The organism is Candidatus Planktophila vernalis (genome assembly GCF_002288185.1).
In the GTDB taxonomy this organism is placed as follows: domain Bacteria; phylum Actinomycetota; class Actinomycetes; order Nanopelagicales; family Nanopelagicaceae; genus Planktophila; species Planktophila vernalis.
Genome location: NZ_CP016776.1, coordinates 1,261,075 through 1,278,348, shown reverse-complemented (window position 1 = coordinate 1,278,348; position 17,274 = coordinate 1,261,075). Strand labels below are relative to the sequence as shown.

Annotated in this window: 16 protein-coding genes and 4 tRNA genes; 11 read left to right on the top strand and 9 right to left on the bottom strand. The window is 41.6% G+C overall.

Going from position 1 to position 17,274, the window contains the following annotated elements; translation table 11 throughout:
- The first annotated feature begins 15 nt into the window (after positions 1-15).
- The 3 genes from rfbA to A7sIIA15_RS06625 are packed head-to-tail and all read left to right on the top strand — an operon-like array spanning position 16 to position 2,511.
- Positions 16-903: a glucose-1-phosphate thymidylyltransferase RfbA gene (gene rfbA, locus A7sIIA15_RS06635; protein WP_095686341.1), complete on the top strand. Its 888-nt coding sequence runs from the start codon at positions 16-18 to the stop codon at positions 901-903.
- Positions 900-1,409 (top strand): sugar 3,4-ketoisomerase, encoded by a 510-nt coding sequence (locus tag A7sIIA15_RS06630; RefSeq protein ID WP_095686340.1) that lies wholly within the window; start codon positions 900-902, stop codon positions 1,407-1,409. The genes rfbA and A7sIIA15_RS06630 overlap by 4 nt, the downstream gene beginning before the upstream one ends.
- On the top strand, positions 1,402-2,511 hold the full coding sequence (locus A7sIIA15_RS06625) for a DegT/DnrJ/EryC1/StrS family aminotransferase (RefSeq protein WP_190279134.1): 1,110 nt from the start codon (positions 1,402-1,404) through the stop codon (positions 2,509-2,511). The genes A7sIIA15_RS06630 and A7sIIA15_RS06625 overlap by 8 nt, the downstream gene beginning before the upstream one ends.
- Here the strand turns inward: A7sIIA15_RS06625 and A7sIIA15_RS06620 are convergent.
- A complete protein-coding gene (locus tag A7sIIA15_RS06620) occupies positions 2,495-3,427 on the bottom strand; it encodes a hypothetical protein (RefSeq protein ID WP_150123730.1) in 933 nt (310 codons plus the stop codon). The genes A7sIIA15_RS06625 and A7sIIA15_RS06620 overlap by 17 nt on opposite strands.
- A gap of 38 nt (positions 3,428-3,465) precedes the next feature.
- Here A7sIIA15_RS06620 and A7sIIA15_RS06615 point away from each other — a divergent pair, with 38 nt between their 5' ends.
- Entirely contained in the window at positions 3,466-4,395 is a 930-nt protein-coding gene (locus A7sIIA15_RS06615) for a glycosyltransferase family A protein (RefSeq protein WP_190279133.1), read from the top strand.
- Here A7sIIA15_RS06615 and A7sIIA15_RS06610 read toward each other — a convergent pair.
- From A7sIIA15_RS06610 to A7sIIA15_RS06580, 7 genes are all read right to left on the bottom strand, one after another.
- Positions 4,382-5,356, bottom strand: a complete 975-nt coding sequence (locus tag A7sIIA15_RS06610; protein WP_095686336.1) for an acyltransferase family protein — start codon at positions 5,354-5,356, stop codon at positions 4,382-4,384. The genes A7sIIA15_RS06615 and A7sIIA15_RS06610 overlap by 14 nt on opposite strands.
- A gap of 19 nt (positions 5,357-5,375) precedes the next feature.
- Positions 5,376-6,317 (bottom strand): UDP-glucose 4-epimerase GalE, encoded by a 942-nt coding sequence (gene galE, locus A7sIIA15_RS06605; protein WP_190279132.1) that lies wholly within the window; start codon positions 6,315-6,317, stop codon positions 5,376-5,378.
- On the bottom strand, positions 6,314-7,384 hold the full coding sequence (gene rfbG / locus A7sIIA15_RS06600) for a CDP-glucose 4,6-dehydratase (protein ID WP_095686335.1): 1,071 nt from the start codon (positions 7,382-7,384) through the stop codon (positions 6,314-6,316). Before rfbG ends, galE begins: the two co-directional genes overlap by 4 nt.
- 126 nt (positions 7,385-7,510) lie before the next feature.
- Positions 7,511-7,584: transfer RNA gene (locus tag A7sIIA15_RS06595), tRNA-Phe, on the bottom strand.
- A gap of 52 nt (positions 7,585-7,636) precedes the next feature.
- Positions 7,637-7,710: transfer RNA gene (locus tag A7sIIA15_RS06590), tRNA-Asp, on the bottom strand.
- A 66-nt stretch (positions 7,711-7,776) separates the two neighbouring features.
- Positions 7,777-7,849: transfer RNA gene (locus A7sIIA15_RS06585), tRNA-Glu, on the bottom strand.
- Positions 7,850-7,921: 72 nt separating this feature from the next.
- Positions 7,922-8,647, bottom strand: a complete 726-nt coding sequence (locus A7sIIA15_RS06580) for an SIMPL domain-containing protein (RefSeq protein ID WP_095686334.1) — start codon at positions 8,645-8,647, stop codon at positions 7,922-7,924.
- 104 nt (positions 8,648-8,751) lie between these two features.
- Between A7sIIA15_RS06580 and A7sIIA15_RS06575 the strand changes: the two genes are divergently transcribed.
- The 6 genes from A7sIIA15_RS06575 (at position 8,752) to A7sIIA15_RS07125 (ending at position 14,486) form a co-directional block, all read left to right on the top strand.
- Entirely contained in the window at positions 8,752-9,684 is a 933-nt protein-coding gene (locus A7sIIA15_RS06575) for an L-threonylcarbamoyladenylate synthase (RefSeq protein ID WP_095686333.1), read from the top strand.
- Between the two features lie 53 nt (positions 9,685-9,737).
- Positions 9,738-11,351, top strand: coding sequence for a hypothetical protein (locus A7sIIA15_RS06570; protein WP_095686332.1), 1,614 nt, complete (start codon positions 9,738-9,740; stop codon positions 11,349-11,351).
- Positions 11,352-11,369: 18 nt separating this feature from the next.
- Positions 11,370-12,194 (top strand): glycosyltransferase family 2 protein, encoded by an 825-nt coding sequence (locus A7sIIA15_RS06565; RefSeq protein WP_095686331.1) that lies wholly within the window; start codon positions 11,370-11,372, stop codon positions 12,192-12,194.
- A 69-nt stretch (positions 12,195-12,263) separates the two neighbouring features.
- Complete coding sequence (locus A7sIIA15_RS06560) at positions 12,264-13,319, top strand: glycosyltransferase family 61 protein (RefSeq protein ID WP_095686330.1); 1,056 nt, start codon at positions 12,264-12,266, stop codon at positions 13,317-13,319.
- Positions 13,320-13,398: 79 nt separating this feature from the next.
- A tRNA-Lys gene (locus A7sIIA15_RS06555) sits at positions 13,399-13,471 on the top strand.
- An 859-nt stretch (positions 13,472-14,330) separates the two neighbouring features.
- The gene (locus A7sIIA15_RS07125) at positions 14,331-14,486 is read left to right on the top strand and encodes a hypothetical protein (protein ID WP_190279131.1); all 156 of its coding nucleotides are present in this window, start codon (positions 14,331-14,333) and stop codon (positions 14,484-14,486) included.
- A 244-nt stretch (positions 14,487-14,730) separates the two neighbouring features.
- Here the strand turns inward: A7sIIA15_RS07125 and A7sIIA15_RS06550 are convergent, their stop codons facing one another.
- Positions 14,731-15,435: a glycosyltransferase family 2 protein gene (locus tag A7sIIA15_RS06550; RefSeq protein WP_095686329.1), complete on the bottom strand. Its 705-nt coding sequence runs from the start codon at positions 15,433-15,435 to the stop codon at positions 14,731-14,733.
- Positions 15,436-15,724: 289 nt separating this feature from the next.
- On the opposite strand from A7sIIA15_RS06550, the gene A7sIIA15_RS06545 reads away from it, so the two are divergent.
- On the top strand, positions 15,725-17,140 hold the full coding sequence (locus tag A7sIIA15_RS06545) for an RNA polymerase sigma factor (protein WP_095686328.1): 1,416 nt from the start codon (positions 15,725-15,727) through the stop codon (positions 17,138-17,140).
- Positions 17,141-17,274: the final 134 nt, after the last annotated feature.

Sequence of the window (17,274 nt, the reverse complement as noted above, 5' to 3'; positions counted from 1 at the left end):
TGTACACTTATTTTCATGAAGGGAATCGTGCTTGCGGGTGGAACTGGATCACGTCTTTGGCCCATCACATTAGGTACCAATAAGCACCTTTTACCTGTATATGACAAGCCAATGATTCACTATCCGATAGCGACCATAATGGCCGCCGGTATCCGGGAAATATTGATAGTTTCTAACCCATCGGACTTAGATTCATACAAAAAACTATTGGGAGATGGATCCGAAATAGGGGTTCAGTTTCATTTTGCGATTCAGGAAAATCCCCGTGGAATCGCTGAGTGTTTCATAATCGCTGAGAAGTTTCTTCAAGGCTCTCCGGTTTGTTTAATCCTAGGAGATAACATCTTTCATGGATCTGGTTTGGGACGACAACTAATGGAAAACACCGAAATTGATGGAGCGCAGATTTTTGCATATGGAGTATCAAATCCATCAGACTATGGAGTTATTGAATTTAGTGATGAGGGCGTTCCAATTTCTATTGAGGAAAAGCCTCTAGAGCCAAAATCCAACTTTGCTATCCCAGGTTTATATTTTTTTGATAATTCAGTGATAGAGATTGCAAAAAATCTGAAACCTAGTCCGAGAGGTGAGCTAGAAATTACCGATGTAATTAGAAACTACATGGACAACTCAAAGCTTCATGTATCAATTTTGCCGCGTGGCACGGCATGGTTAGACACTGGTTCGATTCAAAACCTCCATGATGCATCGTCATACATTAAAGTTATTGAAGAACGACAGGGTAGTAAAGTTGGTTGCATAGAGGAAGTCTCTTGGCGTCTAGGCTGGATTGAAGATTCAAACTTAGAATCTATTGCAGATAGATACGCGAATTCGCCATATGGCAATTACTTACGTCATCTTCCGCGTTCGCGTGAATTTGGAAATGACTTAAAATGAGTAACCAAGTTCAAGAAACGGATTGTAAAGAACTTACACTTTCGAACCTACTCAATACTGATAAGGATTTGAGTTTTGATTCCGAGTCTTTTGCTCCCGGAATCAAGTTCATTAATCTACAAAATCACCTTGGATCTGATGGTTCAATTTCTATCTTTGAATTTACGGAGCTGGATAGCTTTATTCCAAGAAGATTCTTTTTTGTTCATGATGTTCCACCGAATAATTCAAGAGGATTCCATGCGCACAAAGATTGCATTCAGCTATTGATTGCTGCACATGGTGTTTGTACCCTTGAAATCAAAAGGGGGCAGAAGAACCTCAAGATAATCATGGATTCTGCCGAAATAGGGGTCCTCTTACCAGCAATGACTTGGGCTACCCAAACTTATAAAGACAAAAATACCGTTCTGATTGTTCTTGCATCACACACATATGATCCAAAAGATTACATTGAGGATTTTGAGTTGTATTCTCAAATGATTCGGGATAGCGCAAGTGAATAAATCAGTCCCAGGATTCCAAGTCTCTTTTTATGATTCTTCACGGAAGATTGCAAAGTATCGTAGTGAAATCAATGAGGCAGTAGAACGTGTATTTAACTCTGGAAATTTGGTACTCGGCAGCGAAGTGGCTAGTTTTGAAAAAGAATTTGCTAATTTCCTCGGCGCAAAGTATTGCGTTGGAACAGCAAATGGCACTGACTCATTAGAAATTGCACTAATAGCTGTTGGTGCAGGGTTGGGTTCTAAGGTAGCTACATGTGCAAATGCCGGAGGCTATTCCAGCACTGCAATTAGCTGTATTGGTGCTACGCCGATGTTTATGGATGTAGAACTGGAATCCCGAAACATAACGATTGAGTCAGTCAAATACGCAATTAAACAAGGCGCACAATATGTTATTGCTACTCACTTGTATGGAATGGCAATTAGAGATATTGATCAGATCTCAATTTTGTGCAAAGATAACAATGTCATCCTCATTGAGGATTGCGCACAGGCACACGGTGCGGAGATTTCTGGAAAAAAAGTCGGGACATTTGGCAGTATTTCCACTTTCAGTTTTTATCCAACCAAGAATCTAGGTGGTTTGGGTGACGGCGGAGCTTTGATTACCGACGACGACGAGCTATTTGTAAAATTGTTGAAACTTCGAACTTATGGCTGGGGGGAAAAGTATCGAGTTGAAATTGCTCGTGGACGAAACAGCCGTTTGGATGAAGTGCAAGCAGCAATTCTTAGAGTGTTTCTGCGCCACCTCACTTTAGACAATGAAAAAAGACTGCAGATAGCACAATTTTACAATGAACAGATTCAATCTGTTGAGATTCTAAAGCCACAATGGAAGGAGGGACAGTTTGTTGCTCACATATATGCCGTTGCATCAAGTTCACGTAACAGCATTTTGGAGAAGCTTTCGCATGCCGGCGTAGGGTATGCGATTCATTATCCGATTACGGATCATCATCAAATAATCAGCAACAATAAAGATTTGAGCTTAATGAACTCAGAATTGCTGTCAAATTCTATTTTTTCGCTACCTTGTTATCCTGAACTTACTCACGAAGAGATGTGTGTTGTAGTCGAAGCTATAAATTCAAAATAAAATCTCGATGCAGAATAATCTTAAAAATTTCTCTCAATTTGTATTTTCTTGAATCAGCCTGAGGATTCAACTTAAGTTTCTTACCTGCTTCATTTAATGATTTAGCATACGGTTTGTACACTTTGCGCTTAACTTGTCGGCTTGGTGTGCATGAATATCCGGATAGCCCTAGCACGACGAACTTTCCATAAATTCTCAAACCTGAAAAATGGAAAAACACTATATTCGATAATGCTTCTATCTCGCTAGTATTTTTTTGCAAGTAATTTTCAATATTCCAAGGTGCGATATTCAACCCTTGTTTGTAATTTACTTGGGTCTCGCTGAATTGCGATGAAAACTCATTCAAATATTTTTGATCGGCATACACTTTTTCACTAACTGAAGTTGACGTACTTTCGATACAGGCTGATTTCCACCAATCTAAGGTCGAGTTTCCATGTTTTTGCATCCTAAAGGACATCCATCCGACGTTGAAAGTCCCATATTCACTAAGATGAAGAAATTTTGGATGAAAATCATGCTCAATTATTGAAACATTTGCATTTTCTGAAAACCCTTCCATCGCAAATTCGGGTGACTTAAAGAAGTAGAGGTCAGCATCGAGATAGGTAACCAGTGAACTACCTGAAATGAAATGGGCATAGGAGACAACAAACGGCGACAGACAGAATATGTATTCAATTTTGCTCCGGTTCATCTTTGCAACGCGTAATTCCGGATACTGTTGCTCAAGTTCACTTAACTCAATTACCCGACTAAACTTTAAGTTTAAGGACTCAATCTGAACTCGTGTGGCTTGATCATGGGCAATTATGTAAAGAGTTCTGGAATCTCCATTTTTGCGCAAGGAATCCTCTAGCGAAATTACTCGCGTGATGTAGTTGCCATCACAGTGGGTCACATACACTGACATGATGTTAGGATAGCCGCAAAATAGTTAGGAGAACCAGTGTGACGACACAATTGGCTCCCATAGTCATCTTCGCCTTTAACCGACCCAATCACTTAGCAGAACTCTTGAAATCACTCTCGCAGAACAAAGAGTTTGCTGAAAGCGAACTTTACATTTATGTTGATGGTCCAAGAGATAGCTCAGGCCTAAAGTTGGTTCAAGAAACCAGAGAAGTGGCTAAAAGCTTCTTGGGCGTGAAAGCAAAGCATCTTGTGATGCGTGAGCAAAATTTAGGCTTAGGTAGCTCACTCAAAACCGGAGTCACAGAAGTCCTTAGTAAGAGTGATAAAATTATTGTGCTAGAGGATGATTTAATTGTAACGAACTCGTTCTTAAAGTACATGAACGCGGGATTAACCAAATATCAAACTGAACCTAAAGTTGCCAGTATTCATGGATACTGTTTTGGGTTTGATCAGCCAATTAAAGACCCATTCTTCTTAAGGGGTGCTGATTGTCTAGGCTGGGCAACATGGAAAGACAGATGGGAAAGCATTAATTGGGATCCAAGAGTGTTATTGAATCGGATTGAAAACCTTGGTCAGATTCAAGATTTTAACTTAGATGGCTCTCATTCATACTATTCAGCTCTACAAGGGGAGGCAAAAAAAGGTTTCCACTCATGGGCAATTTATTGGCATGCTTCGATGTTTTCTGAAGGGCGTCTAACTCTCTTTCCTGGTACATCTCTAGTGGAGTATGCTGGAGCTGACGGTTCAGGAACACATGTGGTTGAAAATTCAGAGTTTTGGAAAACAGAAATCTCTACTGAAACAAATTGGGTATTCCCAGAGGTGATTGCTGAGTCAGAAGTAGGAAGAGAACAATTGATTGCTTACTACTATCGAATTTTTCCCAAACTACCTTTGCTTGGCAGGATTTTTCGAAGAATTAAATTTGAATTCAAAAGACAATTTAAATTAATTTAAATACTGTTTTTAAAAAAATAGCACTTTTAACTTCAATAAACTTATGTGTCAAGTGTGAAGAGCCAATTATCAATGCAACTGCGAATATTCCACGGGCATCTGCAATAATCTCAGATTGAGAACTTTCTTTAAAAAATTTAAAACAAGCTGGAATAATGAAGAATTGGATAAGGTAAATACTGTATGAAATCTCACCAAGATAGAGGATTACCGTATTTTTAGCGGGAGTAATTAGAATAAAACCCAAAAACATCAGTAAACAAGGGATTCCAATTAAGATAAATCTTGGTAGCGTTTCAACACCATATCTTAATTGTATCAACAAGGTTGCTATTCCAAACCAAATGATTAGCAATCGATAACGGTATAACTTTTTAACTTCTCTCCTGAACTTGGCAACGAACAACCCAAAACTGAATTCTAAAATTATTGTGTTGACTCCGAATAGACAGAAACCTAGCAGTAGCAGAAATGTTAACAACTCAAGTCTTTTGCTTTGCCTGAAGAAAATCACAAGACCAATCAGGATGTAGAAGAGAGCTTCAAATTCCAGAGTCCAACCCTGTCCCAAAATAGGCTCCCCAAAACCCAAAAAACCAGAGGTCATGGTAAGTGAAGCTAGTAACCAATCAAATTCTAAAGAAAAGTTGGAAAAAAGCTTAGGAGTAATGATCGATATCAAGCAAAACAAAACAGTTAAGAAAAAATACAAGGGATAGATTCGAATGAATCTTTTCAGAAGAAACTGGGTGGAGGTTTGTAAGTTTTGGCCTAGTGAAACCGCCATGACGTATCCAGAAATAATGAAGAATAGATCGACTCCCCAACTACCCCAATTTCTAAATGGAGAGAAAATCCAAGTATCGAACCCTTCCTTTCTCTGCGTCCCCGCTATATGGAAGAAGGTCACCGCGAGGGCGGCCATCCCTCGCATAACTTGGATGTTTGCAATTTTTGACATTAAATACTCCGGCTACGCCTCAATGGAGGAGGCTTTCTATAGAACTTTCGAAATCAAATTTTGTAACGAAGCCTATTTTTTCCTTTAACTTTCCAATTTCAGCTACAAGTGTCGCAGGATCTCCCTGGCGTCTTGGCAGAACTTCTGGATTCAAGGACAATCCCATTCTCGAGTAAATCGATTGCATCACCTCAAGTACGGAGACCCCAACACCGGTGCCCACATTAAGAGCGGGAGGTAGTTTAGGACCATCAAAATCTCTACAAAGCCGTAGGTGCAATCTCGCGATATCTCTGACATCTACATAGTCTCGAATGCAGGTTCTGTCTGATGTTGGATAGTCATTTCCATAGATTTGCGGCTTTAAGTGTTGGCGTGCTGCTGTGAGCACTCTTGGAACCAAGTTATCACTTGAATTGTCTTTCAGGGCCGCACTAGCTTGCCCAATGACGTTGAAGTAACGAAGGGACACACCCTGGATAAGTCCCCGGCTAATGTATGAAGTAAGAACACTCTCAGCTTTCATTTTAGTGACACCATAGGTAGATATGGGGTGAAGCTCTGCATCTTCAGAAACAAACCCTGATTTACTCTCGCCGTAAACAGCTGCCGTGGAAGAAAAAATAAATTGGGAGACACCATTTCTACTACATATATCTAAGATTCTTTCAGTTGCTTCAAAGTTTGTTTTCTCATATAGGATTGGTTTTTCTCTTGACTCTTCAACAGATTTTTTTGCTGCCAAGTGTATTACGCCCGAAACTTCCATTTTATTGATGATTCTCTCTAGCTTAACTTCATCATGAATATCACCAATGATCAACCTTTCACTATCGGAAATTCGGGCTGGATCTCCAGTACTAAGATTGTCGTAACAGTAGTAATTAAGACCTTCTTGTTGAAAAAGCTCTGCAATGTGCGAACCTATATATCCAGCCCCACCAGTGATAAGCCAATTCATTCTTCGAGCAATTCTTCTATATTTCTCTGGCATAGTGTTTTAGCATCGATATCATTGAGTAAGTGATCATGCCACCACAAGACAGTGGATATAACCGCTTCTTCTTGACTCCATTTCGGTATCCAACCGAATTCTCGTTCAGCAAAACTTGAATCTAAATTTAAAATCGCTGATTCTTTTTTCATATTGGATTCCTCTTGACCAAAGTCAACAGAGGTTCTCTGAGGCCAACTCTGCTCGGCAACCTCGACAACTTTGCGCACACTTAGACCTGACTCCTTAGGACTGAAATTTACAGCTCTTACGTCGAATTCTTCCTCATGAAGTGAGCGAGAGAGCACTTTCAGATACCCAATTAATGGATCAAGAACATGTTGCCAAGGTCTAACGCTATTGGGGTTCCTTACAATCAAGCTTTCTAGTTTTGAAAAAGATCGAATAGCATCAGGAAGCAATCGATTTTCAGCCCAGTCTCCACCACCGATTACGTTTCCTGCGCGAACGGAAGTAATCTTTGGTCCGCCATTTAGTTTTGAAATTTCCCTCCATGCATCTACAGCTGCCTCGGCAGCAACCTTGCTTGCGCTGTAGGGATCTTTCCCTCTTAGGGGGTCGCTTTCTTTAAAGAACTTTCCACTTTCGTCGTTGTCATAAACCTTATCCGTTGTAGCAATAATCATGCTTTTCACAGAACTGAACTCACTCGCTACCTTCAAAAGATTGGCAGTTCCCATTGAGTTAGTTTCAAATGTCTCAATCGGCATTGTGAATGACCTTAAAACCAAAGGTTGTGCAGCTAGATGTATCACCGCTGAAGGCCTTTGTTTGTTAAAAATAGTTTGCAAAGCATGGGGATTTCGAATATCGCCATACTCTCCTGTTGGCTCCTTAGAATTATGAATTCGAGAGAAGAGTGAATCTCTTTCAGGAGGCAAAGAGAAGCCAATGCTCGGAACACCCAATTTTTCTAACAAGAAAGTAAGCCAAGTTCCTTTAAAACCGGTATGTCCTGTTATCAAAACAGGCCCATTGAGTTTTTCAAGACCTCGCAAGTCTTCACTGAGCATAAATTAACTATACTTTGCAAAGGTGAGATTCAACAGACGATTGCTTTAAGATTACTCATTAGTTGCTTTCACTGATTGGTCTTTAGTTTAATTACTCAATTGGGAGTGCCAAGAATTGAATAAGTGTGGCTTGGGCCGGGATCGAACCGGCGACCTAACGATTTTCAGTCGTTCGCTCGTACCAACTGAGCTACCAAGCCAAACAAGGTTCTAATGTCATTCACCTAAAGGCATACGACACCAAAACCTTTGCGACCCGGACGGGACTTGAACCCGCGACCTCCGCCGTGACAGGGCGGCGCGCTAACCAACTGCGCTACCGGGCCTTAAGTGAAACTCATAAACATAAGTGGCTCTTATGTCACCTTAAAGCCGTTACTACATTTCGTGCGTGCCCCCAACGGGATTCGAACCCGTGTTACCGCCGTGAAAGGGCGATGTCCTAGGCCCCTAGACGATGGGGACGTTTCAAGGCTTGGCAATCTTACCCGCCTAAAGGCGGGTAACCAAACCGCGATTATTGTGCTTAATTACCTATTAATTGAGCGCCCAACGCACAGTAATTGTCACTGTTACATCTTGCTCACCTAGATCGATCTGAACAGCTGAGTCTGCTTCGGCCTTTGCCATTGGAAATGGTGATGAGTAGATAGGTGAAGATTGCTCTTCAAGAAAAAGGACTTTACCGATGCTTGTTCCTAGAAGCTTTGCATAGGAAGAGGCTTTAGATTTTGCATTAGCAACTGCAGCTGCTCGTGCTTCTTCAGTTGCAATCGCTGGGTTGAGAGTAGTTGGGATAACTCCACCAAGTTGGACTTTGTCGCCACCTGCGGTGACGACTGCTTCAATGATTGTGCCAGCATCAGATGCTTTTCTTACAAGAACATCAAATGATTGTGATGCACGGTAGCCGGTGATCTTTGTGCCAGCTTCTTGTGTCCAGTTGTATTCAGGATAGACAGAGATGTTTGCTGAGCGGATGTCTTTAAGGGCAATGCCCTTATCTTTTAGCGCTGCGCGCACAGCTGCTGCTGATTTACTAGCTGAAGAGAGTGCAGCAGCATTTGTTGATGCTAGGGATGAGACTGTTGCATTAAAGCGAACTGCATCAGGGACAACTGAGATTGTGCCAACGCCTGTGACAGTGATGTAGCGGGTATTGGTGGTGTCAGCACCATTTGCCGGGATAGCCAGGGCAACAACTCCTGCCACTGCAGAGACGGTAATAATGGATGCGATTATGCGAAATAGTTTTAGTTTCATGTCTCTATTATCCCTCAATGGCTTGCATTAGCGTTAATTAATGCTGAGAAAAGTGAGAGAATTAGAGGGTGAGCCAATTCCTATCTAACTGCACGGCAGATGCCATGCTCGATGCTGCTGCGCACTTAAAAGCAGGGGATTTAGTGGCCTTTCCTACTGAGACTGTTTATGGCCTTGGGGCAGATGCTTCTAATTCAAAGGCTGTTTCAAGGATTTATTCAGTCAAGGGACGACCTAACGATCATCCTTTAATCGTTCATATTGCATCTATGGATCGCATGGGTGAGTGGGCAAGTGATGTTCCTGAGTATGCAATTGCACTTGCTCGATCTTTTTGGCCAGGGCCAATGACTTTGGTGGTTCATCGCTCGCGGTTAGCTGCAGATTTTGTAACGGGAGGACAGGACACAGTCGGTGTGCGTGTTCCGAATCATCCAGTTGCATTGGGTTTGTTAGAAGCATTTGCGCGTATTGGTGGTTCGGGAGTTGCTGCTCCCAGTGCTAATCGCTTTGGAAAAGTTTCACCTACAACTCCGAAAGCCGTGTTAGATGAGTTAAGTGATTACTTGGCCGATGATGATTTGATTCTTGATGGTGGGGCGTGTGATGTCGGTGTTGAATCAACGATTATTGATTGCACTGGTGATTTGCCGAGGATCTTGCGTCCAGGTGCGGTGACTGTTGCGATGATTGCTGGGGCAACTGGGTTAGACACCATTGAAGAAGATATGGATAAATCCGATATTCGAGTCAGTGGTTCCTTAGATAGTCACTATGCGCCGGCGGCAACAGTTGTTTTGGATCAATCCCCCCTCGCAGGTCAAGGGTTTATAGCAATGTCAGATGTGGCAACACCTGATGGAGTTGTGCGATTGGCTGCGCCGAAAAGTGATGATGAGTTTGGGCGGGTTTTATATGCAGCGCTTCGTGCAGCCGATGAACAAGGGTTACAAACCGTTGTTGTGAATCAACCACCCGGAGAAGGAATAGCAACCGCGATTCGTGACCGATTAAAGCGCGCCTCGAACTATAAGTAGAACTCTAGCAAAATTTGGGATAAAAGCCATAACATAAAATGTAGGATTTCGACATGCCTAATCTTAGAATTAGAGAAATCACTTTAAATAAATGGAAATTTAAGTATTCCCTCGAGGTAATCACGTTCATCGCTCTAATTGTAGGCCTGCTTACCTACAAAGACTATGGCATTTCAACGGATGAAAGACAACAGAGATTAATCGGTTTGGTAAATTCAAAATTTATTTATGAGGAAGTCTTGAATTTTTCAAGTTTGGCAAAATTTGAGAACATACCGAAACTGCTCGATTTCGGAGATTCCATTTTTGGTTCAATATATGAAATCTGTCTCATCGTAATCGAAATTCTATTCGGACTTAATCGGCCAGAAAATATCTTTGAAACTAGACACCTTCTGAATAATACCTTTTTCATTATCGTTATCTACTTCTTTTCGAAGAAAGCATCCACATTGTTCAGAGGGCATTTTTTTGGAGTTCTATGTTTCTTACTATTTGTATTAAACCCAAGAATATATGTCGATAGCTTTTACAATACAAAAGACATTGTCCATATGTGTGCCTTTATGTTAGGTTTTTTGTCGATAGTTAGATATCTAGCGAAGCAAAATCTTGTGAATTTATCTTTGGTTTCTGTAGCTACCGTGTTTGCTATCAACACGCGAATGACTGGCGTGCTTTTAATTTTGGTCTTCATTTATACTCTCCAAACATTACATGTCGTGCAGAAGAAATCAATAAAGCAACTTGGCTATATTTTTACAATCTACCTTCTCCAAATTTCATCTCTAACAATTGTGACGTTTCCCTTCCTCTGGTCCAACCCCTTAAAGAATTTCCTAATTGCGATTATGAAATTCGCAAGATATCCCCTGGATTTAGACATGAACTATTGGGGAAATATAATTAATTCAGAGAGCCTTCCTTGGCATTACTTCTTCAGTTGGTTTTTGGTTTCTAACCCCCTCTCTCTGACAATACTGGTTTCGCTCTCGATTCTAATTTGTTGTATACATTTTGGAACAGGACAAAACAGGAGCCTGAATTTGCCTAAAGTACCTTTTGTAACATTCCATTTTATGATTTTCTTCTTGGCCCTAACCTCGGTAATAGTTCTAAACTCAAGTCTCTACAATAGTTGGAGGCACCTATTCTTCATCTATCCATCCCTCGTCTATTTGTGCTTAGCTGGCATTAGGATTATACAAATAGAGTTCCATTTAGATTACAAAAAAATCATATCTGTTGTTTTGCTTACATTAGTTCCTAATTTAATTTGGATGATCACATATCATCCTTATGGAAATTTGTATTTTAATTCTCAATTTAGCAAAAATGTACAAGTTAAGTTTGATGTAGATTATTGGGGTACGGCTAATAAAGAGATATTGCATAGACTTGCCAAATACAACGACGGGGAATTAATCAAGATTTTTCTACTCAGCGATTCATCGATGGGAAAGACATTGGAGAGTATTGATACAAAATTCAGCTCACGCTTTGTCATTGTAGAAAACATCGAAGATGCTGATTTTTTAATTGATACCTTTCTCGTAGATCGCCGTGCAGAAGTCATAGTCAAAAAAGAAGTTTTCGAGGTTAGGGACAAGCTGGCAATTTCAGACTATTTCGCGGCTGTGATATTTCAGAAAATTTCAAAGAATTAGTTATGCTAGAATTATCTCATGCTTCCAGTATCTGTACAGATTGTTACTTTCAATGAAGAAGACAACATAGTCGATTGCATAAATTCAATTCTTGCCAATAGTCCTAGAGAAATACTCGTGATAGATAAGGGATCGACGGATAGAACCGTAGAACTTGCTCGAGGCTTAGGCGCGAAAGTATTTGTTTTTCCGAATACTTCAAAAGGATTTCGGCATCGTATGGGTTATTTGAATACAAGTCTGGATTACATCGCCGTAGTTGATGCGGATGATCGCATTCCTGAGGGTTGGCTTGAATTGATGTTATCTAGCTTGCAAAATGGGAATTATTCATCATTAGGCTCTGGTTTGCGCGTCTATAACAGAACGAATTGGATTACAAAGGGATGGAATGACTACTTTCAAGAGAGTCTTAGACCAAAGAAATCCACTAACATGGTCGGTAGGCCCGCTATTCACCGTGCAGAAGATCTTCAAGCTCTTCCGGAGAATATACAACATATACATTGCGACACGGAAGGCTCAAAGGTTTTTACGGATCGTGGTTTGAAGCAAGGAATTTCTAAAGTTATTTCATATCGAATTGTGCCGGATACTATGAGCAGAAATATTTTGAAATGGACGAATTATGGAGTGGGATACATTGAATTTATTGAGAAATTCCCAGCTCGTCGACTCCCGATTTACTTTCATGTTTTGGTGCGAATTCCAATCATCAGATCACTTAGACCACTGTTAAAAGGACACTTTTCTTCAGCCTATTTTAATTTCCAAATGACTAGACATATTCTTTTGGGAATGCGCCAAAGATCCAACAAGCCAGATAAATCACCACTCAGTTAAATCGTTGAATTTTGACTAATTTTGAGGTATTGAGTCAAGTTATGGATCAGAGGTAGTAAAATTTATTTCATGAATCAATCGGCCTTACGATTTAAACTAGGGTTTCGCAGAAATTTGGCAAGGCTAATATCGGGGGGAAGTTTTTCATCAACCTATCTCATTAGAGACGAGAAGCCTTGTTCCTTAAGTAGTGAATTCCTTGGTACTTACTCTGAAGGGACGTCAATATCATCATTTGACCATCGAAATGGGAATATTGTTGGCCACTACTTTAACGCACGAAATGTGTACTGCCTTCGCGAGGCAGTAATCGAACCTGTTCAAGGATTAGTATATGATTTAAGCGGATCACTCCTTGCAGAATCAACCGTTTGGCCTTTGTATCAACTTTACTATTCCTTCCCATGGATGCCGAAACATATAACCAAGGTAATTGATGTTGGTGAATCAATTTTGATCACATCAAATGCTTATGGTCACTGGCTTGCAGAAGATCTCGGATCGATAGTTCATTTGATATCAAATTATCCAAATGCAAAGATTCTTGTCAGCAAATCTGCACCAAAATATGTTAGAGACTTTCTTTCAATAATCGATAAAGACTGTATTGAACTTGAAGGACCCGTAAGAGTTAAGAATTTGTTGTTTGTGTCTAAGTCGCAAGACTCAGGTTGGATGCATCCGAAAGACGTAGAAGAAATTCGAAACCTTCCACAATTTAAAGCAGTTTTAGGTTTTGACTTACCAACAAATTCCGTTTATGCAAGTCGTCGCAACACGAAGAGGTCCCCAAGAAATGAGAAATTAATTGAATTGGAGTTTCAAAAGAGTGGATTCGAAGTAGTTGCTCTTGAGGAATTGAATTTTATGGATGAAATAAAGTTGCTAGCGGAAACGAAGAATTTTGCTGGCGTTCATGGTTCAGCACATGTAAATTCTATATTCATGCCAGAAGGCGCGAGTTTACTGGATATTGTGAATGAAAATTACTGGACAGAGCTAGGACCAAGAATCACAGATATTCGAAGGCAGAGATATTTTCCAGTAGTTTTTCCTGGCACACCTTTAGATCCCGTCAATATGGAATTAATCCGGCTGGGAATTGAAAGACTACAATCGGAGTAGGTATCTTCTTCTCAAGATACTGACTAGTTGCATAAGCGCTTTAGGAATTATGCCTCTAAGTCGTTATAGTTGCCTTCGAGGGCCTATAGCTCAGTCGGTAGAGCAACGGACTTTTAATCCGTGGGTCGACGGTTCGAGCCCGTCTGGGCCCACATTGTTGAATTCCCAATTAGGTAAATTTGTGCCATGAGAAGAATTGGAAGTGTATATCGGCCGTCTGGAATTGGGGAAAAGACAAAGAGAATCAGCGTCGACGAGATTGCCATCGAAATAGGTATATAAAGATGAGCCGGTGCTTTCCAAATTGCAAAGGCGATAAGAGAAAGTAGCCAAAGCCCAGCCCAAGCCAATAACCCACTCAATGCATTCCAGAGTCTCATTGCAATCCTTGCATTTTCTGCAAGAGCAGGAAAGGCCCACACAATTCCTCGATCTTGAAACTCAATTGTGCTGTGTAAGAATGGTGGCTTTGGTATCCCGTAAATTGGCAGGGGAATCAAGTAGGCATTTCTTTGCGCATGTGTTGAGAGAATAAAACCAGGCTCACTTAAAAAAAGTTTTCCCCACGCACCGGAAATGTACCTTTGAGCTGCAACTTTCTGGTCTTGGGTTATCTCTGCATCATTCAAGAATGTACAGGCTCGATTCGATCTCCAAGTTTCGGTTGTGCCTATTGAAGGAATATTGGCCTCAACGAAGCCTTCACCTTTAGCTGTACTTGCAAAACATGAAATATCATTTCGCATCCACTCCTGAGCATAGTAATTATTAATTGGACTCATTCCTACAATTACATAAGAAGTTATCAATATAGTCAACAATGCTGTGACTGTAGATAACAACCATAATCGAACTAAATTACGATTTCTAATTATGACGAAGAACAGAATTCCAAATATAACTAGCGTAGGTAATCCATTTGGCCGAAAAGTAATCAGAATTGAGCCAAGAATTAAATTCAAGTACAAGTTTAATTTGGTGAGGGTTTTTTTCCGGAGGACCTCAGTGTAAATGGCGGTTAAGATTAAGAAGCCTGAGGTCATTGGAATGTCATGCCACAGTGTTATTCCCATGCCCCATGCAAGCGGCGTGAGAATTATGATGAATGATGCGATAGAGGCATTCTTTTTTGCCATAACTGAATATGCAAACCTCGTTATGGAGTAAGTCAGCAACAACCCATTAACAAGAGTTAGAAGTGCAATTGCATGCCCATGAAATGAAAAAATCCGCACATATATGGCCCAGGAGGCGGTATAAGAATTAGTTAGTTCACCAGACTTGGCCATATCAACTGCTGCAAAGGAATCCCCAGAGAAAAAGCCTGGGAAAAATACAATCCACCAAAAAATCTGGACTAATGAGTTCCTAAGCAAGGAGTGTTTAAGTTCAGTATTTCTGAGTAAAAGTTTCATTTAGATCTCTTGTTTGATAGCCGAAATACAACCATCGAGAGAATCACTCGAACTGCATCGGAGACAGAAATGGATTTACCTTCGGCTCGTGAGCGCGCTTTGTATGAAACTTCTACTTCATAAGCTCTTTGATGGTTTTTCCACATATTCATAGGGATTTCAATTTCAATACCAAATTTATTGTACTTATAGGGAAGCTGTTGCAAGCTACTGGTAGGAATGAGCTTGTAGCCGCACATGATGTCGGTTATTACCTCGTTGAAAAACAACCCATATAGATTTGAGAGTATTTGATTTCCACGGCTGTATCTCCAAGTGAAAGATGAATGAGCAAGAAACTTTCGGTAACCAAAGACAAAATCTGATTTTCCATCTTGAACAACCGCCCATAGCCGTGCAATATCTGAAGTAGCAAGTTCAAGATCAGAATCGAGAATAACAACATGTGAGGTGGTTAGGTGGATTGCACCTTCCCTGACAGAGCTGGCCTTTCCGCCATTTTCCTTTTTCAGCAGCAGGTGCGGGAAGTTAACCTCCGTTAACGCCTGGTTTAGGAGCATCACAGAGCTGTCCGTGCTTCCATCATCGACAAAGACATACTGATCGACAGTGCCTTTTGGGAGCATAGAAAGTTGAGCCACAAGCTCAGAAATAGTTCGCTCTTCATTAAAGATGGGGATCAAGACGGCGAGGGTCTTCATAGTCTTCAAAGAATAGGTTCAAAGGCTCGCCTTCCAACCCCGCGACAGGCGGCTAGACACGCTCAAAACCCTCAATGCAGGCTTTAGGCTTGCCCATCCCATAGACTAGAGACCTGATTCCGGCAGGGTTGTTTCACGCTGCCATTCGGCGAAAGCCCTGCTCGCACTTCCCCCATATATAAGGTAAAAATAAATCCACCAAGGCAACAACATTTGCCCCTGCGCGGTGTCTTAACTAATAGAGGGCAAGACGTTGTTCTTCTTATTCAAACTCGCGGGAGTTACTTAAATGGCACTATTAAAGTCAAAGGCAGCGAAACTAGCTGCGATGACTGCCGCCACCCGCATTCTTGAAGCTGCCCCCGCATCAGCTCAAGGCTCTGCTGCAGACTGGTCTATCTCTCAGCTCTCAGCGCTATACACAGAACACCGCACACAGCTAGTTTCACAGGCTCGCCGCATCACCCGCGATGAGGCAGAAGCCAATGAAGTAGTCCAGGAAGCATTCTTGAAGTTCATGCTTGCTGCCCCAGAGCTAGATTCAACAGATCGTGCGATTGCATACCTTCGCACCTCTGTTACAAACCTATCTCTTAACATCATCCGCGCTCGCGGAGCACGTCCTAACTTGGTTGCTATCGATGCTGACACAACCCAGGAGCGACTGAATGAGATCGCCTCTGAAAACCACATCGACCTTGATACCTCTATTACTGCAGCAGAAGATGCCGCGATTATTCGCGAAGCTCTCTCCCGCCTGACATCAGATCAGCGCACAGCGCTAGTGATGTGGGAAATGGAAGGCCGCACAACAGAGGAAATCGCAACTGCGCTTAACACAAGCCCAGCAAATGTTCGCCACATCCTTGTTCGCGCTCGCAAATCTATGGTGCGCGTTCTTGAAGAGTGGGTCGTTGATGATGCAACTGGCTTAACTGCACTTAACGCTCTTTCAACCACATACAAAAAAGCTGCTCAGATTGCCCAAAAATCATCTAAGGCCGCACTTTCTCTTCTTCTAGTTATCACAGCATTCTTTGGCTTTAACTCAATGACTGGCAATGAAGGATCTGTTGTTTCAACTATTCCTTCAATGTCATCTGTTGCCAAAGCACCAGCAGCTGTGAGTGAGTCACCATCAACTGTTGCTGCAACTAAGGCAGCCGTTGCTGCTGCCACTAAGAAGGCACAGATTGCAGCGCTGAATGCAAAGATTGCAGCGCTTTCATTTTTCGGACTGAATAAAGATGGAGTTCCAACTGGATTTACAGTCACAGACTCAAAGAGCACACAAGGTGTTGGCCGCGTAACAAAGGGTGTAACATCTGTTGACAGCGAAGGAATCGTTGTCAATAACCAGTTCATCACAGGCTCAGTTGGACCAAACCTTATTATCGATCAGCTCATCACAGTTGATGGAACCGGAACCCGTTATTCAACAAATGGCATCAACATTGGATGGGTTGGCAACTGGAACTCAGTTGAAATCAAGAGCACAGATTCCTCAATCGATCGCCTAGCCAATGGCCAGTACCTCATCACAGCCACGTTCAACCTTGGCTATCTCAACGAATCAGATTTCGTAATCCCAACAGGGTCCCGCGGCTATGACCTAGCTGATGCTCCTGCCTCGATTACCACTCGCATTCTTATGAATGCGGGAAAAACACAAGTACTAGCGCAAGCAGTGCAGGTGAACAACTAAAAATAGGTTTCCTCGCCGCGTCCGGATACACGGTGGGGAATTTGGTGAATCAGCACGTGCGATTCATCGAACCGGAGTTAAGAACTTTAACTCCAAGCCGAACGGGAGAAATTCTCTCGATCGACTAATCGAAA